The 20,125-nt window shown below is 65.2% G+C and carries 17 protein-coding genes (1 of these 17 cut by a window edge); 13 read left to right on the top strand and 4 right to left on the bottom strand.

The window, feature by feature from the left end; genetic code table 11:
- Window positions 1-59 precede the first annotated feature (59 nt).
- Entirely contained in the window at window positions 60-2,567 is a 2,508-nt protein-coding gene (locus TQ38_RS18940; RefSeq protein WP_240198147.1) for a TonB-dependent receptor, read from the bottom strand.
- A 119-nt stretch (window positions 2,568-2,686) separates the two neighbouring features.
- On the bottom strand, window positions 2,687-3,337 hold the full coding sequence (locus TQ38_RS18935; RefSeq protein ID WP_240198146.1) for a TetR/AcrR family transcriptional regulator: 651 nt from the start codon (window positions 3,335-3,337) through the stop codon (window positions 2,687-2,689).
- Window positions 3,338-3,866: 529 nt separating this feature from the next.
- Between TQ38_RS18935 and TQ38_RS18930 the strand changes: the two genes are divergently transcribed.
- The 11 genes from TQ38_RS18930 (at window position 3,867) to TQ38_RS18880 (ending at window position 16,602) form a co-directional block, all read left to right on the top strand.
- Complete coding sequence (locus TQ38_RS18930) at window positions 3,867-6,095, top strand: TonB-dependent receptor (protein WP_043975657.1); 2,229 nt, start codon at window positions 3,867-3,869, stop codon at window positions 6,093-6,095.
- Window positions 6,096-6,211: 116 nt separating this feature from the next.
- The gene (locus TQ38_RS18925) at window positions 6,212-8,737 is read left to right on the top strand and encodes a glycoside hydrolase family 3 C-terminal domain-containing protein (RefSeq protein ID WP_043975835.1); all 2,526 of its coding nucleotides are present in this window, start codon (window positions 6,212-6,214) and stop codon (window positions 8,735-8,737) included.
- Between the two features lie 33 nt (window positions 8,738-8,770).
- Entirely contained in the window at window positions 8,771-9,682 is a 912-nt protein-coding gene (locus TQ38_RS18920; protein ID WP_240198145.1) for a LysR family transcriptional regulator, read from the top strand.
- Window positions 9,683-9,804: 122 nt separating this feature from the next.
- Window positions 9,805-10,035 (top strand): DUF3311 domain-containing protein, encoded by a 231-nt coding sequence (locus TQ38_RS18915; protein WP_043975655.1) that lies wholly within the window; start codon window positions 9,805-9,807, stop codon window positions 10,033-10,035.
- Window positions 10,032-11,483, top strand: coding sequence for a sodium:solute symporter (locus TQ38_RS18910; RefSeq protein WP_043975653.1), 1,452 nt, complete (start codon window positions 10,032-10,034; stop codon window positions 11,481-11,483). Before TQ38_RS18915 ends, TQ38_RS18910 begins: the two co-directional genes overlap by 4 nt.
- 230 nt (window positions 11,484-11,713) lie before the next feature.
- Complete coding sequence (locus tag TQ38_RS18905) at window positions 11,714-12,640, top strand: dihydrodipicolinate synthase family protein (RefSeq protein WP_043975651.1); 927 nt, start codon at window positions 11,714-11,716, stop codon at window positions 12,638-12,640.
- 2 nt (window positions 12,641-12,642) lie between these two features.
- On the top strand, window positions 12,643-13,854 hold the full coding sequence (locus tag TQ38_RS18900; protein ID WP_052505753.1) for an FAD-binding oxidoreductase: 1,212 nt from the start codon (window positions 12,643-12,645) through the stop codon (window positions 13,852-13,854).
- Entirely contained in the window at window positions 13,851-14,153 is a 303-nt protein-coding gene (locus tag TQ38_RS18895) for a 2Fe-2S iron-sulfur cluster-binding protein (RefSeq protein ID WP_043975649.1), read from the top strand. The genes TQ38_RS18900 and TQ38_RS18895 overlap by 4 nt, the downstream gene beginning before the upstream one ends.
- Window positions 14,150-15,574, top strand: coding sequence for an FAD-dependent oxidoreductase (locus TQ38_RS18890; RefSeq protein WP_043975648.1), 1,425 nt, complete (start codon window positions 14,150-14,152; stop codon window positions 15,572-15,574). The genes TQ38_RS18895 and TQ38_RS18890 overlap by 4 nt, the downstream gene beginning before the upstream one ends.
- A 104-nt stretch (window positions 15,575-15,678) precedes the next feature.
- A complete protein-coding gene (locus TQ38_RS18885; protein WP_043975647.1) occupies window positions 15,679-16,170 on the top strand; it encodes a VOC family protein in 492 nt (163 codons plus the stop codon).
- A gap of 24 nt (window positions 16,171-16,194) precedes the next feature.
- The gene (locus TQ38_RS18880) at window positions 16,195-16,602 is read left to right on the top strand and encodes a RidA family protein (protein ID WP_043975645.1); all 408 of its coding nucleotides are present in this window, start codon (window positions 16,195-16,197) and stop codon (window positions 16,600-16,602) included.
- A gap of 67 nt (window positions 16,603-16,669) precedes the next feature.
- Here the strand turns inward: TQ38_RS18880 and TQ38_RS18875 are convergent, their stop codons facing one another.
- Both TQ38_RS18875 and TQ38_RS18870 read right to left on the bottom strand, forming a co-directional pair.
- Window positions 16,670-17,305, bottom strand: coding sequence for a flavin reductase family protein (locus TQ38_RS18875; RefSeq protein WP_043975643.1), 636 nt, complete (start codon window positions 17,303-17,305; stop codon window positions 16,670-16,672).
- Window positions 17,306-17,312: 7 nt separating this feature from the next.
- Window positions 17,313-18,278, bottom strand: a complete 966-nt coding sequence (locus TQ38_RS18870; protein WP_043975641.1) for a carbon-nitrogen hydrolase family protein — start codon at window positions 18,276-18,278, stop codon at window positions 17,313-17,315.
- A 121-nt stretch (window positions 18,279-18,399) separates the two neighbouring features.
- Between TQ38_RS18870 and TQ38_RS18865 the strand changes: the two genes are divergently transcribed.
- Entirely contained in the window at window positions 18,400-19,527 is a 1,128-nt protein-coding gene (locus TQ38_RS18865) for a cupin domain-containing protein (RefSeq protein WP_043975639.1), read from the top strand.
- 55 nt (window positions 19,528-19,582) lie between these two features.
- Window positions 19,583-20,125, top strand: the 5' portion of a protein-coding gene (locus TQ38_RS18860; RefSeq protein ID WP_043975637.1) for a fumarylacetoacetate hydrolase family protein. The gene runs 381 nt beyond the window's last position; the window shows 543 of its 924 coding nt (coding positions 1-543); it begins with the start codon at window positions 19,583-19,585; its stop codon lies off the right edge, out of view.

Here is a 20,125-nt window from a genome sequence, read left to right as displayed (position 1 = left end):
TGGGCCTTTCATGAACAGGGGCAGGCCAGCGGGAGAGGTATCCCGCCGGCCCGTGCACGTCAGAACTTCACGCTGGCCTGGATCTGGACCGTGCGCGGCAGGTTCACGAAGCCGATCTCGTCCGAGATGACGGCGGCGCCGGTCGCGGCGTTCTGGCTTGCGCCCGTGTTCGCGCCGGTGTTGGGCCCATCGACCGATCCGCCGACGATGAACTGGTTCGTCAGGTTCTTGCCGATCAGCGCGATTTCGAATCGCTCGTCGTTGAACTTGAGGCGCAGCGTACCGTCGAGGGTCAGGTACTTCGCCTGACCCGAGAGCGGGTGGGCGAAGCTGGAGGCGAGGTAGGAACTGGAATAGCGGCTATCCAGCGTTGCCCCGAACACGGTGCCCTGGCCGACCTCGGTTTCGTAACCGACGCCCAACGATCCGGTCCACTTGGGAGCAACGGCGGTGGGTGCGCCGCTCAGGTCCTGACCGGGAGCGCCCTGGAACGTGGTGTTGCATCCCTGCTCAATCGACTGGCCGCCATAGCACGGGGCGATGTAGGCGCCGTAGCGCGCCTTGTTGTAATTGATCGAGCCGTGCAGGTTCAAGCCCGGCACCGCGTAAGGTGCGAATTCGAATTCCAGCTCGGCGCCTTTGGTGCGCGCAGACCCTGCGTTGGTGGTCACGAAGGCGAAGGTCTGGGCGTTGAAGAAGTCGACCTGCAGATCGACGTATTTGTAGCTGTAGACATCGAAGTTGAGGCGCAGCTGATTGTCGAGAACCTTGGACTTGATGCCCACTTCGAAACCACGCGCCTTTTCGGGCCGGAATGCCACGTCGCTGGGCACGGTGGTGGCGCTGACGAAGCCCGAGTTGGAGAAGCCGCCGGACTTGTAGGCGGTCTTGTAGGCGCCGTAGACGGTGACGTCGTCGGTCGGTTTCCAGCTTAGCGTTGCTTCGGGCGACCAGTTGTTGAACGTCTGGTTGCCGGGGATCGGCGTGTTTTCAAGGAACAGCCCCTGCAGCGCCGCATTCACGTAAGGCTGGGTGAGGTAGCTGTCCTTGGTTTCATGGATATAGCGCACGCCCGCCGTCGCCTCGAGCATGGGCAGGATCTTCCACGTCGCCTGGCCATAGGCGGACAGCGTCTCGCCATCGGTGGCCGAGCGCTTGTAGTAGCCGAGGTAGCGGTACTGTTCGGGCGCGGTCGAATTCTCGATATTGCCGAAGGAGCCGGTCTGCTGGTGGAAGCGGCGGGTCTTCTGGTAATAGGCGCCGGCAAGCAGGTTGACCGGCCCGTCCAGTTTGGTCTGCGCGCGCAGTTCGCTGGAGAAGGCGTGGTAGATCGAGCGTTCGGTGGAAGGCGCCGCGGCGGTGTCGCTCGACACGAATGTGCAGTCGCAGGCCCACTGGTTGACGTTGCGGTTGTAGTTGTTGACCCAGGTGACGTCGACGTCCTTGAACGCGTATTCGGCGGTGCCGGTGACGGCCCAGCTATTGTACTTGTTGTAAAGGGCGCCGTCGTCACGCGACCACGGGTTGGCGCCCGCCAAGTCTTCCGGGAAGTAGTTCTGGTAGACCGTGAAGTCCTTCTTGCAGGCGATCGCCGGGTTGGTCGAATAGGTCCCGGTGGCGCAGCCGTAAGGCACGTAGTTCCACGAGTTGTTGTTGACCTTGGAGCGTGAACCGTTGGCCTTGACGGTGAATTTGAAGTCGTTGCCCGGATCGTAGACCAGGGTGATGCGGCCCAGCAGTTCCTGCGAACCGGGGTTGTCGCCGTCATAGGCGGGCGCGAAATGCGGGGTGGTGACGCCCGTGGCGACGTCGAAGGTGTTGTAGGTCTTGTCGATGCCGCCGTTCTTGAAGTAGCCGCCGAACATGTTCGAGGCGCGCAGCGCGACGCGCACGCCAAGGGTGTCGGTGATCGGTCCCGAGCCTACGAATTCACCGACCAGTTCCTTGGAACGGAATTCATAGCCCATCTTCGCCTTGAATTCCGGCGTCGAGGTGGGGTTGGCGGTGCGCAGCGAGATCACGCCCGCGGTCGCGTTCTTGCCGAAGAACAGCGACTGCGGGCCTTTCAGCACTTCGACGCCGTCAAGATCGAGGAAGCCTTCGTTGATGACGCGGCCCTGACCGTAATAGACGCCGTCGACCACGACCGCGACCGATTGTTCGATGCCGATCGAGGTGGAGGACGAGCCGATGCCGCGAAGCGTCAACTGTGCACCCGATCCGTTGGACGAGCGGCCGATGGTGAACTGCGGGGTCTGGGTGGAGATTTTCTCCAGGCTGGTCATGTCGTATTTCTGAAGCTGCTCGGCGGTGATCGCGGTGACCGCGACCGGCACGTCCTGCAAACTTTCCGCACGGCGGCGGGCGGTGACGACGATATCGCCAAGGCCGCCTTCGATGGCGCGGTCCTGCGGTGCCGGCGCGGCCTGAGGCGTTGGTACGGCCTGCGGCGCGGGCACCGCTTCAATTGCAGTGTCCTGGGCATTTGCCGGCGTGAAAGCGAAAGTAGAGATGACGACACCGGCGAGAAGTGCAGCGCGCGCGGTTGGTCCTGCCATTAAAGACATGAAAATGATCCTTTCCCCTAAACCGGCAAAAGGGCCTTTTCTACTTGGTCGCCCCCCGGTGCCCCTTTTCTGAGGTCGACATCACACTACACGGGGAAATAAATGCAGTTGACTGCAATTTAGGCTAGGCGCTCGCTTACCGACCGGGAAAGCGAGCGGGTGTGCTCGCGGGCCTGTTCGCGCAAAGTATCGTCCAGCGGCGGTTCGGCATAGGGCAGCAGAACCTGACAGATCGCGAGGCGCAAATGCGTTTCCAGCGCGGCGTCGGCGATCTCGCGCTTGGCCCACAACACGACGGTGCCGACCATGCTCATGCAGATCAGGCGGGATACGAAGGCGATATCGTCCACCGCGACCTGTCCGCTTGGCCGCATCGCCCGCAGTGCGCCTCCGGCGAAGTGCTCGTAGACTTCGGGCAGCCCCACCATGTCGGCATGTTCGACGAGGATCGGCGCGAAGGCGCGAGCAAGTTCCGGGGCCTCGAAGGTCTTGTCGGCCAGCTTGCGGGGAAGGATCATGAAGAAGCCGAGACCCATGCCGCCGTCCCGGTGGGCTTCCGAGATCGTCTCCTCGCTGCGTTCGCGGGCGCTGAAGGCGAACAGGCGGTCCTTCGATCCGTAGATATTGAATAGCGTGCGCTCGGCCACCCCGGCAGTCTGCGCGATGAGCTTCATCGACAGCATGTCGCCGCCGTGGCGGGCAAGCAGTTCGAAGGTGGCCGCCTGAATGCGTTCACGCCTCTCGCGCTGACGCGGTGTGAGTATGCGCAAGGGCGGTTCTATTTCGCGGGAGGGTGGAGCAGCAGCCATGGCCGACTACTTAGAATGAAGCGCCGCGCCAGATCAAATGCGCTTGTGCGGATATCCGCCGGACCGGCGCTGCCCCCTGCCGGTCGCCGGAGTTTCGCGGCATATCGGATGTGCGCCGCTGGCAGTGCTCCAGCTGCAATCAAGTGTGCGGTCCGGGCGTGGAATCGGGGTGCAAGGCAGCGCGACTTGCCGCCTGGCCGCAACATTGTGCGTCATCGTCCTGACATGCGTGCCTGCCAATGAGCCGCAAGCGGTCCGAGATTCCAGCAGCCTCTCCCGCGATAAACCCATGGATTTGCGCCGTTTGTAGGGCGCGCCTGGGCCTCCTCTTCATGAAATCGTTACCACCAGTGTTGCCTTGATCGCAACGAAGTTCGCCGATTGGCTTCATTGAAGCGCAACCGGGTGCGTGGGACGTTCCTTTCATCCGGTGAATGCGGGGACACTTGCTGTCGCGCCGGCTACAACAAAAGTGGTTGAAAGGGGTTCCATGAACATCAAGAAGAACGGGTCGCTCAGGCTTTTCGTATCCGGCATCATGGCAGGCACCGCGCTTTGCGCCGTGCCTGCGCTGGCGCAGGATGCCAGCGAGGCCAGCGGAACCGGCGGTGACATCGTCGTCACGGCGTCCAAGCGGACCTCCTCGACCATTCAGGACACCCCGATCGCCGTTCAGGCGCTGGGCGGCGACGCGCTCAAGGACAAGGGCGCAGTCGACTTCGCCGACTTCTACCACGCGATCCCCGCGCTTTCGGTCCAGGATGAGGGTCCTGGCGACAAGCGCTACGTGATCCGCGGCATCAACTCGGCCGGTGCCAGCACCGTCGGCATGTATCTCGACGAAACCGTCATCACCGGCGAGAACTCGCAGGACGGCGGCGGCCAGGCCCCCGACATCAAGCTGTTCGACATCGACCGCGTGGAAGTGCTCAAGGGTCCGCAGGGCACCACCTTCGGCGCCAGCTCGATGGCCGGCACGATCCGCTACATCACCAAGAAGGCCGACCCCGACGCGGGCGTGAACGGGTATGTCCAGTCCGCTCTGCGCGCCACCAAGGGCGCATCGCTGGGCATGCAGACCGACGGCGCCGTCAACCTGCCGATCATCCCCGGTGTTCTTGCCGTGCGCGCATCGGGTTTCTACGCCGACCTGCCGGGCTGGATCGACAACCGTTTCCAGAACGGCGCCAATGCCGAAAAGAGCAAGGCCGGCCGTCTTACCGCGCGCCTGCAGGCCACTCCGGACCTGACCGTAGACCTGACCGCGATGTATCAGGACGTTCATCAGGACGCGAAGAACTTCTACAACAAGGTCGATTACGACGGCAACACGCTGCCCTCGAACTACCAGGCTGATGAAGTGCGCGCGCCCTACAATGACAAGAGCGAAATCTACAACGCGACGGTCAACTACAAGCAACCCTTCGGTACGTTCACCGGCACTGTTTCGCGCTTCGTGCGTGACACCGAATTCGTGCGCGATGCCTCGCTGGCGGCACAGGCCTTCTTCGGCCTGCCCCACGCCACCACCGGCCGCAGCGCGCTGAAGCAGGACAAGCACCGCCGGGTGGACAGCGGCGAACTGCGCTTCGCCTCCGACTTTGGCGGCCCGTTCCAGATCCTGGTCGGCGGCTTCTTCCAGAACGAAAACCGCGACTACCGCAGTTCCTGGCCCAAGGCCGACGGCACCGGCAACCTGTCCAACTCCAGCGCCGACCTGCTGCTCGACCGGGAAGTGTCCACCCGGATCAAGGAGCGCGCGCTGTTTGGTGAAGTCAGCTACGAAATCGTGCCTGACCTGACCTTCACTGCCGGCGGCCGTCTGTTCGACTTCAAGCTGGAGCAGGTTTCCAACGCGATCGTGCGCGCTGGCGGCGCTCCCGGTGCAGGCGTCGGTCCCACGCTGCACACTAAGGACAACGGCCTGATCGGCCGCTTCAACCTGGCGTACAAGCTGAGCGATCAGGTCAACACCTATATCCAGGTCGCGCAGGGCTACCGTTCGGGCGGCACCAACGACCAGACGGCGGCTGCCATCGCCAACGTCGTCATCCCCGATGGCTACGGCTCGGACTCGCTGTGGTCCTACGAATGGGGCGTGAAGACCACGCTGATGGATCGCAAGCTGTTCCTGAACGGCGCGCTCTATTACATCGACTGGTCGGACATCCAGGTCTCGCAGCAGGCGACCAACGGGACGCTTTCGTTCGCCTACACCGGCAACGGCGGCAAGGCGGAAGTGAAGGGCGTGGAAATGACGCTCGAAGCGCGTCCGATCCCCGGCCTCGACATCAACCTGTCGGGCAACTACAACACCGCCAAGCTGGCGCAGGACAACCCCGTCGCGGGCACCGGCAACAAGGGTGATCGTATCCCTTACGTGCCCAAGGTCACCGGATCGGCCAGCATCAATTATTCGGCCCCGATCGACTCGCTTGGCGTGGAAGCCTCGTTCGGTGCCGATGCCAGCTATCAGGGCGGCATGGCCACCAAGTTCAACCCGGCCATCGATAATTACCAGACGCTCAGTTCGTACTGGCTGGTCGGTCTGCACGCGGGCGTGAACAAGGGCCCGTGGTCAGTGAACCTCAACGTCACCAACCTGCTGAACGACCAGACGACGATCAACTACAACGAGATCGTCCCGGGTGTGTATCCGCTTGGCTACTACATGAACCGTCCGCGCACGGTCAGCCTGTCGGGTTTGGTCAAGTTCTGATCATGACTGCAGCTGCCTCGAAGTTCGTCCGCCCGGTGCAAACCGGAGCGTCGCGCCAGGCTGCAACGTCCCGGAGAGCTTTGCTCTCCGGGATTGCGCTTGCCTCGGCATGGGCCATGCCAGCGTTTGCCGCAGGCGTGGACAAGCCCTGGCTCGATGCCGCCCGCAGCCCGCAGGAGCGGGCAAAGCTGGTGGTCGCGGCGATGACGGATGACGAGAAGCTGCGCCTGCTTCAGGGCGATACCGAGCTTGATGCGAACGGCACCGGCGTCAATGCCTGCGTCGGACACATCAGCGGCATCGCCCGATTGGGCCTTCCCGGCCTGTGCATGGGCGATGGCCCTGCCGGTGTCGGCAACGGCATGAAGGGCGTGACCCAGTTCCCCGCCCCGATCATGGGCGCGGCGACGTTCGACCGCACGCTGATGGCGGACTACGGCAAGGCGCTGGGCGCCGAGCACGCGGGCAAGGGCCGCAATGTCGTGCTTGCCCCCACGATCAACATCATCCGCACTCCCAAGTGGGGCCGCGCCGCTGAAACGCTGAGCGAAGACCCGTTCCTCACCGCGCAGCTCGGCACTGCGATCACCGCCGGTATCCAGTCGCTGGGCCTGATCGCGACCCCAAAGCACTTCGCCGCGAACAACCAGGAATGGCTGCGCCTAGGCGATGGTCCGTCCTATGAGGCCGTCGACGCCGTGATCCCGGAACGGGCGCTGCGCGAAATCTACTATCCGGCGTTCGAAGCGGTGGTGAAGACGGCCAAGGCCGGCTCGATCATGTGCGCGTACAACCGCGTCAACGGCCATTACGCCTGCGAGAACCCTGAGACGCTGGGCCATCTCAAGGACTGGGGTTTCGACGGGTTCGTGGTTGCCGACTGGTACTTTGCCCACCGTAGCACCGTGGCTTCGGTCAAGTCCGGGCTGGACATCTCGATGCCGGGCGGGCTCAGCCCTTTCGGCTTTGCCGAGTTTTACGGCGTGAAGGAACTCAAGGCCGCGCGCGCCAGGGGTGAGATTACGCAAGGTGACATCGACGGCATGGTCTCGCGGATCGTGACCCCGATGTTCCGCCTTGGCCTTGTCGACAAGCCGCTTCCGGGAAGTGCCACCGCCGACGTGCGTAGCCCAGCGCACCTCGTTCTGTCGGAGAAGATCGCCGAGGAAGGCACCGTGCTGCTGCGCAACGAGCGCGGCGTGCTGCCGCTCCTGCCGGGCAAGCTGGCCAGCGTGGCGGTGATCGGCGACGATGCCGGCGCCAACGTCCAGACGTCCGAGCGCTACGGCGGCTTCGTGAAGACCGAGGACATTGGCACGCTCAAGACCCCGCTCGACGCCATCAAGGCGGCGCTGGGGCCGGACACGTCGGTCGCGTATGCACGCGGCACGCTGGGCATCCTGCCCCTGCCGGCAATGCCCGCTGCGGCATTCCAGAACCTGACCGCCAGCTACTACGCCTCGCCCGACTGGACGGGCAAGCCGGTTGCGGTCCGCAAGGAAGCACAGGTCGACTACGCCGAGGCCGGGCCCAAGGCCGGCGTTACCGGCCTGCCGGCGCTGTGGTCCGCCCGTTGGACGGCCAGCTTCGTGCCAGCCAAATCGGGCGTCTACCGCTTCTCGCTCAACGGCGGCGGCGAGATCGCGCTGAACATCGACGGTAAGCGCGTCGCCTACGTTCCCAAGCAGAGCTTCCGCCTTGCCACCCACGGCACCGTGCAGCTTGAAGCGGGCAAGCGCGTCTCGCTCGAACTCGCCTATTCCAACGCGCCGACGCTTTCGGCCAACGAACTGCGCCTTGGCTGGGAGGCGCCTGACAGCACCTTGATCGACGAGGCCGTCGCCGCAGCAAAGAAGGCCAAGGTCGCCGTCGTCTTCGTCGCCGACCACGTTTCGGAAGGCGCCGACCGGACCGACCTGAAACTGCCCGGCGATCAGGACGCCCTGATCGAGGCCGTTGCCGCCGCCAATCCGAACACGGTCGTCGTTCTGCACACGGTAGGTCCGGTGCTGATGCCGTGGCGAGACAAGGTCGCGGGCATCCTCGCCGCCTGGTATCCGGGCGAGCAGGCCGCGGATTCCATCGCCGCGCTACTGACCGGCAAGGCCAACCCCTCGGGCAAGCTGCCGGTGACCTTCCCGGCCGACGAGGTGAACGGCCCCGCCGACCAGCCCGCCCGCTACCCCGGCATCGGCACCACCGCGCGCTACGACGAGGGCATTTTGGTGGGTTACCGCTGGTACGACGCCAAGGGCATCGCGCCGCTCTATCCCTTCGGCCACGGCCTGTCGTACACGACTTTCGGCTATGACAAGCTGACTGTGGCAAAGGGCAAGCAAGGCTGGACGGTCATTGCCAAGGTGCGCAACACCGGCAAGGTCACCGGTGACGAAGTGGCGCAGCTCTACGTCTCGATGCCTGCAGCGGCCGGTGAACCGCCGCGCCAGCTCAAGGGTTTTGCGCGCGTCTCGCTCCAACCCGGCAAGTCGGCCATGGTGGAATTTCCGCTCGATACCCGCGCGCTGTCCTATTGGGACGAGACCGCGAAGGACTGGCGCATGGCCAAGGGCACCTACCGGGTCCAGGTCGGTTCCAGTTCGCGGGACCTGCCGCTGGGCAAGGACTTCGATCCCGCGCGCTGACCTGCTAGGGGAGGGCGTTAAAGGAGCACGCTGTTGTCCGAAGCCGGAATGCGATATCTGCTGGAAGCGCTCAATGCGGGCTCGATGCGGGCGGCGGGGGATCGGCTCAATGTCGCCCCGTCCTCGATCAGCCGGCAGATCGCCCAGCTTGAAAGCCAGTACGGCCTTGCGCTCATCGAAAAGGGCCGGCGCGGCGTGCGCCTGACCCATGCGGGCGAGATCGTCATCGCCCATTACCGCAACCAGCTTGCGGACCGCGAGGCGCTACGCTCGAAGCTGGAGGAACTGCGCTCGGTCCGCACGGGCCAAGTGACGGCGGCCATCGGAGAGGGCTTTGCGGGCAAGGCTTTCACCAGCCTCGTCAGCCAGTTTTCGGAAGCCAACCCGCAGATCACGCTGGAAATTTTGACCGGCTCGACGCAGGAAATCCTCCGCATGATCGCGGACGACGAGGCGCATTTCGGCCTCGTCTTCTCCACCCCCAACGACATGAAGATTCACGTCCGCTCGGTGATCGCACAGCCGCTGATGGCGATCATGCTGCCGGACCATCCCTTCGCCTCGAAGTCCAGCGTGACCATTGCCGAACTGGGCCAGGTTCCGCTGTGCCTGCCGCCGGCGAACTTTCGCATCCGCCAGATCCTCAGCGCCGCCGAGGCGAATGCGAAGACCTATCTCCAGCCCGCGATAACCTCGAATTCGATCCACGTCATGCAGGACGCGGTGCGTTCCGGCATTGCTTTGGCGATCCTGCCGCAGATTTCGGTCTGGTCGGAACTGATGGAAGGCGCGATGGTCAGCGTGCCCATCGCCGACGACCAGATCGAGGAGACGACCACCAGCCTCGTCCTGCGCTCCGGCCGCCAGCTCGAAGGTGCGCCGCTGCGGCTGCTCAAGCGCATCGAGGCGCAACTGCGCCAGTGGAACCGCCCCTTCCAGCGCTGAGAGCGAGGGCCTGCCGAAAGGCGGGGTGTTCCCGAAAACGCAACGTATCTGGCGCCAGTTCGTCATTGAACGCAACGCATCGCCCGTTCACGCTGTCCGCTGCATTATCCGAGAGCCGAGCCATGACCGATCCCGACGACACCGAGACCCCGCCCGGCCTCAAGAAGGCCGACCTGCTGCTTTTGCTGCCGTTCGTATGGCAGCTGGGCTTCGCGCCCTGGGCTAACGATGTCGAGTGGCGCCCGCTGGGCCTGCCGTTCGGCATGGTCTGGCAGATGGCGGGGATCGTGTTCGCCACCGCCGTGCTGGCGCTGCGCTTCATGCTCGATCGCAAGCTGGAGGACGCGGCATGATCCTCGCCCTCATCCTGCTGATCGTCGGCGGCACTGTCGCCGGCTCCATGCTCTACGGCCGCCGCAAGCAGAAGCGCGCGCAGAACATGGAGGAATGGGCGCTGGGCGGCCGCAAGCTGGGCACGCTGGTGTTCTGGTTCCTCAACGCGGGCGAGATCTACACGACCTTTGCGGTGCTTGGCATTTCGGGTTTCGCCTGGGCTTACGGTGCGCCTGCCTATCTCGCGTTCTGCTCCGTCTCGCTTTCCGCAGCGATCGGTTACTGGCTGACCCCGCTGATCCATGCCTACGGGCGGAGGCACAGGCTTGTCACTCAGGCAGACTTTTTCGCTCACCGCTACAATTCGCGCTGGCTTGGGGTTTGCATAGCCGCCGCAGGGCTGATCGCGCTGGTGGTCTACGTGCAGATCCAGGTGACCGCGCTGACGCTGGTGGTGCGCCTTGCCGCACCCGGCGTCGGACAGGGCGCAGCCGCGCTGGTGGCCGTGGCGCTGATGCTGATGTTCGTGTTCCTTGCCGGCCTGCGCTCCGCCGCCTTTGCGGCGGGCGTGAAGGACATCCTGATGCTGGTGGTGGTGATCGCGCTGGCCTGGACCGTGGCGGGCGTCGTCGGTGAAACCTCCGTCCTCGACCTGTTCCGCACCGTGGGCGATCGCTTCCCCGAAGCGGTTCGCTTCCCCGGCCTCAAGCCCGAACTCGGTCTCGACGTGACGTGGCTGGTCACTTCGGCGCTCAACGTCGCGCTGGGGACATACGTGTTCCCTCATATGTTCCAGCTCTGCTATTCGGCCGACAGCGGGGACACGATCCGCCGCAACGCGGTGTTTCAGCCGATCTACTCGCTGTCCTATTTCTTCATCATCCTGCTTGGCTTCGCGGCGCTGCTTGCCGGCACGCAGGCCCCCGGCGGCGATCCCAACGCGCTGCTGCTGGCCTTCGTGGGTGAGCGGTATCCGGCCTGGATGCTCGGCGTGCTGGCAGGCACTGCCTCGCTGCTCGCGCTGGTGCCCGGCTCGGTGCTGCTGCTGACCTGCGGCGCGATCTTCGGGCGTAATATCGTGCGCCCGCTGATGCCCTCGATCGACGACAGGACCGAACTGCTGGCCTCGCGCCTGGCGATGGTCGTCTTCGCCGCCATCGCGCTTTATCTGACGCTGGGGGCGAGCGGTTCGCTGGTCGAGATCGGTCTGTCCGCCTATGCTGCCATCGGCATGCTGGCGCCGGGCGTCTATTGTGCCTTCCTGATGCGCCGCGTCAGCGCGGGGGCGGTGCTCGCAGGCTTGGTGACGGGCTATGCCGTGATGTGGGTGCCGGCGCTGTCGAACCTCGCTGCGGGCTGGTTCCCGCACTGGGAGGCGGGCCTCGTCGCGCTCCTTGCCAATGCGGCGGTCACGGTCGGGCTGTCCCTCGCCGTCCCGCGCAAGGCGCCGAGCCTGCAGCCCGCCTGACCCCCTTTTTCAAAGCTCCCAACGCGGCGCCGCGTCCGGTTCGTCCGGGCGCGGCGTTTGCGCATCTGTAAGGCGTTTTCGCTTCGTTGCATCCAGCGCAACGTATTCGCCCGATGCGCGCCATTGTTGCAAAGCACACCGGCTGCCATCGATCGAGGGCAAGGCGGGAAGCGGGCACAGACCACGCTGCCGCCGCAGGAAAACATAAGTTCAGGAACAAGGACGTTAGCATGGCAGCCAGCAAGCGGTCGCGGGTCAACTGGCAGGGGTATATACCCGCCATCACGACGCCGTTCATCGACGAGGACACTCTCGATGAAAAGGGCGTTGGCCTGCTTCTCGAATGGCTCGTCGATCAGGGCATGCACGGCCTCGTGCTGGCCGGCACCACCGGCGAGTGGACCAGCATGACCCGCGAGGAGCGCGCACGCCTCTTCACCGTTGCCGGTGAACAGATGGGCAAGCGCGTGCCGCTGATCGCGGGTTGCTCCAGCTTCACCGCGCGTGAGACGATCGCTTACGCCCAGCACGCCGGCCAGTGCGGCTTTGAGGGCGTGCTCATCACGCCGCCGCCTTACGTGCGCCCCGGGCCCGACGAGATCGTCGCCTTCTACGAAGAAGTCGGCGCGGCCATCGACCTGCCGATCTGCGTCTACAACTGGCCTCCGGGCACCGGCATCGATATGCCGCTGGAACTGCTGCGCCGTCTGGCGGAGATCGACGCCGTGGTTGCCATCAAGCAGTCGACCCCGCGCTTCACCCACTTCGCAGAGACCTTCTTCGCCCTGCGCGAACAGGTGCGCGTGTTCGGCTTCCCGATGGACGAACTGGGCCTGACCATGCTGCGCGTCCACGGCGGCGACGGCACGATGGGCGCGGGCGGCGTGCTGGGCCGCAACCAGACCGGCTTCTACGACAAGCTCTGGGCCGGTGATATCGAGGGCGCACGCGAATGCGGCCTAAAGGACCGCGTGCTGATGGAGGAATGGTACACGCCTGAACTCGTCGGCCGCTTCGGCTCGGGCCCGGCGATCCTCAAGGCCGCGCTCGACGCGATGGGCCTTCCGGGCGGCACCGTGCGCAAGCCTTTGCTGGGTGTCAGCGAGGCAGACCGCGAAAGCATTGCCGAGACCCTGCGAAAGCTCGATATGATGTGATGATGACGGGCGAGACTTCCAAATTCGACATCCTGATCGTCGGTGGCGGTCTCGTCGGCTGCGCTTCGGCCTGGCACCTTGCAAGGCTTGGCCTCAAGGTGCTGGTGGCCGAACGCGGGCATCTCAATTCCGGCGCTTCGGGGCAGAACGCCGGATCGCTGCACTTCCAGATAGAGCGCCGCTTCCTCGAACAGGGGGAAAAGGCTGCGGCCGACGGTGCGCGCATCGTCACGCTGAACCGCCTCGCGCTAGAGGAATGGCGCGGGATCGAGCATATGCTGGGCCGCCCGCTGGACGTCGCCATGCACGGCGGGTTGATGGTGGCAGAGACCGAAGCGCAGATGGCGCTGCTTGCCTTCAAGGTTGCGCGGGAAAACGAGCTGGGCCTCTCGACGCAGGTGCTGGACGGCGCGCAGCTGCGCGAGCGGGCGCCGTACCTCTCGCCGCATCTCGCGGGCGCGGCCTGGCTGGCGGACGAAGGCCATGCCAACCCGCGCATTCTTGTGGACGCCTTTGCCGAAGGCGCCGGAGAGCAGGGCGCGCGGATACGCACCGGCACCGCGCTGACCGGACTTTCGATGGCCCGCGATGGAACGTACAGCGCGGTATTGTCCGGCCCGGACGGCGAAATGCGGGTCAACACGCCGCGCGTATTGCTGGCATCGGGCCACTGGGTGCCCCGTCTTGCCGGGATGCTGGGGCTGAACGTGCCGCTTTATGCTGCGCCGCTGATGATGAGTGTGACTGACCGCACGGAGCCGGTGCTGCCTTACCTAATCCAGCACGTCGGCGCACGGCTCTCCATGAAGCAGACCGAGGATGGCAACCTGTTGATCGGCGGCGGCTGGCCTTCGCGCCTTGCCCGCCGCGCCGACGGCACGCCGGATCTTGACCGCCCCGCCGCGGTGGAGATGAAGAACCTGCGCGCCAACCTTGCGGTTGCGGCGCGGGTGATGCCGGGCCTCGCGCAGCGCTCGCTGCTGCGGACATGGACCGGGACGACTTGCATCTCGGCCGATCAACTGCCCATCGTCGGGGAAATTCCTGCCGCGCCGGGGCTGTTCGTGGCGGCGGGCGGCTCGCTGTTCACGCTCGGCCCGGTGCTGGCTCGGCTGCTCGCCCGCACTATTGCAGAAGGCAGCGCGCCGGAAGAACTGTCGATGTTCCTGCCCCGCCGTTTTGCGCATCTTGATGCCTTCGCGGTGCTGCCATGAGGCGCATCGAGCAAGGCGTGACTCGCCCCGAGCCGATCGCGGTCGAGATCGACGGCGCATCGGTTATGGCCCATCCCGGCGAGACGGTGGCCGTGGCAGTGCTGGCCTCGGCCTCGCGGCGTTTTCGCGATGACCGCTCGGGCGCGCCGAGGGGGATGTTCTGCAACATGGGCACTTGCTCCGAATGCACGGTCTGGGCCGCGCTCGGGACAAGCCCCTGGCGCCGGGTGCGCGGGTGCCTCGTGCTTGCGGAGCCGACGCTGCGCATCAGCACCCGCGACCCGGAATCCAGGCCATGACCGTGTTCGACATCGCCATCGTCGGCGGCGGTCCGGCCGGCCTCGCCGCTGCCGAGCGCACGCTGGCGGCGGGTCTTTCCACCTGCATCATCGACGAACAGCAGCGTCCGGGCGGCCAGATCCTGCGCCAGCCTCCCGCCGCGTTCTCGGTGCCGGGCTGGCTTACCGGCGCGCCCTATCGCAAGGGCCGCACCTTGCTGGCCAAGTTGAGCGACGATGCGAAGCTGCACTGGCTGGGCGGACAATCCGTGCTGGGCATCACCCCCGATCCCGCAGCCGGGGCCGGGTTTACCCTTGCCCTGTCCGGCACCATGGGCGGCGTCAGCGAAGTGCAGGCGAGGCGCGTGCTGGTGGCGGGGGGCTGCTATGACATGCCGGTGGCGCTGCCGGGCTGGACCTTGCCGGGCGTGATGAGCGCAGGCGCGGTTCAGACCCTGGTGAAAGCGCAGCAGGTCCTTCCCGGCCAGCGCATGGTGCTGTTCGGTACGCATCCGCTGATGATCGTGCTGGCCCAGCAGGTCATCGAGGCGGGCGGACAGGTTGAGGCGGTGTGTTTCGCCCAATCCTTCGCGCAGATGGCCAAAGCCGCGCTCGCCCATCTCCCGCGCGCCATAGCCACGCCCGCGCCGCTGATCGCCGCCGCTGGCGGAATGGCGGCGCTGCGCCTTGCCGGAGTGCAGGTTCGCTACGCCGCCCCGGTTCTGCGCTGCGAAGGCGACGGGCAAGGCGGTGTTGATCAGGTCGTCATCGCGGGGCCCAACGGCGAGGAAGCAATCGCCTGCGACCTTGCCGCCATGTGCTACGGCTTCCTTCCGCAGGCAGACCTCGTCCGTCAGGCGGGAGCTGGTGTCCGCTGGTCGAACCCCGCCGGAGGGTGGGAGGCAGTCCACGACGACGCGATGCGCTCCACCGTTCCCGGCCTTTACGTCGCGGGCGAAACGACGGGCGTTGCGGGCAGCGATGCCGCCATGGCCGAGGGCGCGATCGCGGGCCTCGCCATTGCGCAGGACGCAGGCGCTTTGAACAAGCGCGAAGCCGCTGCGGCGATGCGCGGTCCCCGGTCAGCCCGCAAGGCTATGCAGGGCTTCATAGACCTGCTTCGCGCCGTCGCCGATCCGCGCCCCTGGCTTCCCGCCGCGAGCGCCGAGACGCTGCTGTGCCGGTGCGAGGATATCCCGGCGGGCGCGGTCGACAAGGCCATCGCCGACGCCCTCTGCGTGGGACCAGCCTTCGGTGCCAGCGCGATCAAGCTGCGCTGCCGGGCGGGCATGGGGCTTTGTCAGGGCAGAAGCTGCGAACATGCCCTGATCCGCCGTATCGCGGCTGCGCGCGGCTGCGGTGAGGGCGAGGTGGAAGGCTTCCGCCCGCGTTTCCCGGCGCGCGCGCTCGCCATCACGGACTTGCTCGAAGACGCCGGATAGCCGGCAATTCGTTGCGCACAGCGCAACATCTTCGCATCGTCCACGCCATTGCCGCGGGCGGTGCGCGGCGTAGGCTGGCGGCAATTCCCAGCTCGGAGATGTGCATGACCGACGCCGCCCCAGATCGTCCCGTTTTCATCGAGGCCGACCATGTTTCGTGGACCGTCCAGGATGCCGATGCGGTCGCGAAATTCTACATCGAGGTTTTTGGCGCGGTCGAACTGTTCCGCATGGGGCCGCTCGATGCCGCTGACATTCCCGTTGGCGCGGACGGACGTGACTGGATGGCCAGCCACGTCAACGTCCCCGGCGCCTGCCTGACGCTAATCATGCTCAAGCTGACCGCCAACCTCAATTTCCAGCTCGTCCAGTACGACAAGCCCGCCGACCGCACCGCCACCCTGCCGCGCAACTGCGACTGGGGCGGTCATCACCTCGGCCTCAAGGTCGACGATGTGGAGAAGGCGGCGCGCTATCTCGCCGCGCATGGCTGCACGCCAATGGAGGTCATCGACATCACCGAAGGCCCGCTCGCCGGCAAGAAGAACCTCTATATCCAAGATCCTTGGGGCCATCAGCTCGAACTCGTCGACTGAACTGCACCAAACCCGGAGCCTGACATGACCAGCACCCGCATCAATCCCGAAACACTCTACCCCAGCGTCCAGTACGGCTTTTCCCATGCCACCCTCGACGAGGCGACCGGCACCGTCCACCTCTCGGGCCAGGTGGCCTGGGACAAGGACTACAAAGTGGTGGGCGCCGGCGACGTCGGCCTTCAGGCGCGCCAGGCGCTGGCCAACATCAAGGCCGTGCTGGATTCGCTCGGCATCGGGCCCGCGCAGGTGCTGCGCCTGCGCACTTTCATCGTGAACTATGATGTCTCGATGCTGGCCGCGATCGGCCCTGAACTGGGCGCGTTCTACGGCGAGGCGCTGCCGGCGGCGAACACCGTGGTCGGCGTCCAGTCGCTGGCGATGCCGGAGTTCCTGATCGAGATCGAGGCGATCGCTACTACCAGGGTCTGACCTCTCCCGGACTTCAACGAAAAAGGGCCCCGCCGCAAATCGCGGCGGGGCCCTTCTTACGTCATCTTCAGGCGTCCTGCTGTTCGCCCTGCCACTGCTCGAAAGTCGGGCGGGTCATCTGGAACAGGTCGGTCGTGCGCGCATACCAGCCCGCACCGTGGACGCGGGCAACGAGGTTCATCGCCAGCGTATCGACGTGGAGGCGCTCAGGGTCGATGAAAGCATCGTCGATGTGGAACCGCAGCACTTCGCCCAGTGCGATGGTGGTCTTGCCCGCCTCGATGCTGTGGTACAGGCGGCATTCCATCGCCACCGGAGCGCTGGCTATGCGCGGGGCGCCGATCACGCTGGACGGGAATGTCTGCAGACCGGCGGCAGTCAGTTCGTCGAAATCGGGCGGGCCGTCGATGCAGGTGAAATTCATCGCCGCGCTGTCCGTCTCGGAGACGAGGTTGACCACGAATTCGCCCGTTTCCAGGATATTCGCGGCGCTGTCCTTGTGAGTGCCGTCGGCGCGGCGCATCATGCCCAGCGCGACCAGCGGCGGCTCTGCGCCCATCATGTTGAAGAAGCTGTAGGGGGCCGCATTGCGCAGCCCCTCACCGGAGATCGTCGTCACCCACGCGATCGGGCGCGGGGTGATGGACGAACCCATCAGCTTGTAACGATCGGGAGTCGCAACCTTGGAAAAGTCGAATTCCACTTACTATTCACTCCCCGCCGGTACGCGTCACCGCACGGCGCGGTGCGACATTGACCGAAAGCTCGAACACGTCGGCCCGCGCATAGTGCCCGACGACATCGAAATCGTACTTGCCGCGTACCACCTGCGCCGGGTCGATATCGGCATAGAGGATCGTTTCGCCTGAATAATCGGGGCCGGCGAGTACCTGGCCAAGCGGATCGATGATCATCGATCCGCCGCGCAGCAGTACGGTCTCCGGATCGTCGCCCAGCGCGCAGTCGAAATCGGCCGGATAGGCGCCGCGGGTCACGTGCTGGCACGACGAGAGCACAAAGCAGCGGCCTTCCAGCGCGACGTGCTGCATGGTGGAGGCCCAGCCGTCGCGGTCGTCGGCAGTCGGGGCGCAGTAGAGGGTGATGCCCTGGTCGTACATCGCCATGCGCATCATCGGCATGTAGTTTTCCCAGCAGATCACCGCGCCGATCCGCCCCATCGGCGTGTCGATGACGGGCAGGGTGGAGCCATCGCCGAAGCCCCAGATCAGGCGTTCCGCGCCGGTGGGCATCAGCTTGCGGTGCTTGGCGATGAGGCCCTTGTTGCCGTCGAAGAACAGCGCCGTGCAGTAGACGGTGCCGCCGTCCCGCTCGATCACGCCGATGACGAGGAACGCGCCGGTTTCGGCGGTGGCCTGCGCCAGCAGTTCCACTTCGGGGCCGTCAAGGTCGATGGCGGCTTCGTGGTAGACGCGGAAGTCCTCGCGGCCCTGCGGCTTCCTCATGCCTACGGGTGTGCCGAAAGATGCGCCCTTGGGATAGCCGCCCAGGAATGCCTCGGGAAACACCAGCAGGCTGGCGCCGCCGGCCGCCGCCTTGCGGACGAGACCCGCCGCCTTTTGCGCAGCGGCCAGAGAATCGGCGGGGATCGAAGCGGCCTGAATGACCGCAGCCTTGAACGGGGCGGGCGAAATCTGGGGCACGGGGTTCTGGGACATGGGGCGCTCCTTAACCGGGAAACCGCAGGGAATCTGCGCGCTAAACTTAGTGATAATAGTTGCATTTGACAGTTTATTCAAATTATTTTAGGTCCGTAATATCTCGACACGGAGGCAAGCCATGGCGACTGAGAGTTTCGACCAGTACCGCGAGGAAATGATCGGCCGCGCGAACGTGGAGGATACTCCCGAACTCGTTGCGTATTATCAGCGGCTCAAGCAGCTGGGCACCGGAGCGCTGTGGACCGTGGCGAACAAGATCGAGCCGTGGGAGCCCATTTCCACCTCGGTCCCGTACCTGTGGCGCTACAACGATCTGCGCAATGATGTGATGAAAGCGCTTGATCTGGTGACCCCGGAAAAGGCTGGCCGCCGCGTCGTCTACCTCGAAAATCCGGGCCGGGCCGACGTTGTCGCGGCCGTGGGCTGGCTCTATTCCGGGCTGCAGGTGATGGGGCCGGGCGAAGTCGCCTCCAGCCACCGCCACTCGGCCTCGGCGCTGCGCTTCATCATGGAGGGGCAGGGCGCCTTCACCAATGTCGATGGCCACAAGATGACCCTGGGCGCCAATGACTTCGTGCTGACGCCAAACGGCACCTGGCACGAGCATGGCGTGTCCGAGGACGGTACGCCCTGCATCTGGCAGGACGGTCTCGACATCCCGCTGATGAACGCACTGGAGGCGAATTTCTACGAGGTTCACCCCGACCTTCAGCAGGCCGTCTCTTACGCAGTCGACGATTCCACCGCGACCTGGGCCGGAACCGGCCTGCGTCCGGCGGGCATGGCCTGGTCCAAGCCCTATTCCCCGCTGTTCAAGTATGAATGGGCGCCCACTTACGAGGCGCTGAGCAAGTATGCCCGAGTCACCGACGGATCGCCCTTCGACGGTGTGATGATGGAATACGTCAACCCGCATACCGGCGGGCCGGTCATGCAGACGATCGGCGCGTCGATGCAGCTGCTGCGTCCCGGAGAGCGTACCAGGGCGCACCGCCAGACCGGCAGTTTCGTCTACCAGTGCGCCAAGGGGAAGGGCTGGTCGATCATCAACGGCCAGCGCTTCGACTGGCAGGAACGCGACATTTTCGTGGTTCCCGCCTGGATGTACCACGAACACGCCAATGCCTCGGACAGCGAGGATGCGTGCCTGTTCACGTTCAACGACCTTCCGGTGATGCGCGCGCTGGGCCTCTACCGCGAGGAAGCGTTCGGCGAAAACGGCGGCCACCAGCCGGTACTGTCTTAAGCCCACCTTAGACCGACCTTAACGTCACCTAGACTTACCTAAAAAGGGATCACCCATGCGTCTCGTAACCTACCGTGCCAATGTCGAAGCCGAAGGTCGCCTTGGCGCGATCGTCTCCGGTCACGGCGGCGAATATGTCCTCGACCTCGAACTGTTCGGTGAGGAGATGGGCGTTCCCTTCCCCGCCACGATGCTTGAATTCATCGACCTTGGCCCGCAGGGGGTCGCCATCGCGACGGCGCTGATCTCGGACGCCGATGGCCTGTTCCCGCTGGGCACCGCGATCCCCTTCGCCAATGTCACGCTGCTCGCGCCGATCCCGCGCCCGCGCAAGAACATCTTCGGCATCGGCCTCAACTACACCGAGCACGTCGCCGAGAGCGCCAAGTCGCTCGACACCTCTGCCGAACTGCCGCGCCAGCCGGTGATCTTCTCCAAGCCGCCGACCAGCGTGATCGCGCCCGGTGAGCCGATCCGCCACAACGCCGAGATCACCCAGCAGCTCGACTGGGAAGTCGAACTCGCCGCGATCATCGGCACCAAGGCCAAGGGCGTCGCCCGCGAGGATGCGCTGGCCTATGTATTCGGCTATACCGTC

The sequence above is a fragment of the Novosphingobium sp. P6W genome, assembly GCF_000876675.2.
In the GTDB taxonomy this organism is placed as follows: domain Bacteria; phylum Pseudomonadota; class Alphaproteobacteria; order Sphingomonadales; family Sphingomonadaceae; genus Novosphingobium.
Note: the sequence above shows the minus strand (reverse complement) of the source record. Positions and strands in the feature narration are given on the sequence as shown.

Bases quoted from the DNA above. Each gene is read 5' to 3' on its own strand.
- TQ38_RS18940 (WP_240198147.1), bottom strand. From the start codon at position 2,567: ATGTCTTTAATGGCAGGACCAACCGCGCGCGCTGCACTTCTCGCCGGT.
- TQ38_RS18930 (WP_043975657.1), top strand. From the start codon at position 3,867: ATGAACATCAAGAAGAACGGGTCGCTCAGGCTTTTCGTATCCGGCATC.
- TQ38_RS18925 (WP_043975835.1), top strand. From the start codon at position 6,212: ATGCCAGCGTTTGCCGCAGGCGTGGACAAGCCCTGGCTCGATGCCGCC.
- TQ38_RS18915 (WP_043975655.1), top strand. From the start codon at position 9,805: ATGACCGATCCCGACGACACCGAGACCCCGCCCGGCCTCAAGAAGGCC.
- TQ38_RS18910 (WP_043975653.1), top strand. From the start codon at position 10,032: ATGATCCTCGCCCTCATCCTGCTGATCGTCGGCGGCACTGTCGCCGGC.
- TQ38_RS18905 (WP_043975651.1), top strand. From the start codon at position 11,714: ATGGCAGCCAGCAAGCGGTCGCGGGTCAACTGGCAGGGGTATATACCC.
- TQ38_RS18900 (WP_052505753.1), top strand. From the start codon at position 12,643: ATGACGGGCGAGACTTCCAAATTCGACATCCTGATCGTCGGTGGCGGT.
- TQ38_RS18895 (WP_043975649.1), top strand. From the start codon at position 13,851: ATGAGGCGCATCGAGCAAGGCGTGACTCGCCCCGAGCCGATCGCGGTC.
- TQ38_RS18890 (WP_043975648.1), top strand. From the start codon at position 14,150: ATGACCGTGTTCGACATCGCCATCGTCGGCGGCGGTCCGGCCGGCCTC.
- TQ38_RS18885 (WP_043975647.1), top strand. From the start codon at position 15,679: ATGACCGACGCCGCCCCAGATCGTCCCGTTTTCATCGAGGCCGACCAT.
- TQ38_RS18880 (WP_043975645.1), top strand. From the start codon at position 16,195: ATGACCAGCACCCGCATCAATCCCGAAACACTCTACCCCAGCGTCCAG.
- TQ38_RS18870 (WP_043975641.1), bottom strand. From the start codon at position 18,278: ATGTCCCAGAACCCCGTGCCCCAGATTTCGCCCGCCCCGTTCAAGGCT.
- TQ38_RS18865 (WP_043975639.1), top strand. From the start codon at position 18,400: ATGGCGACTGAGAGTTTCGACCAGTACCGCGAGGAAATGATCGGCCGC.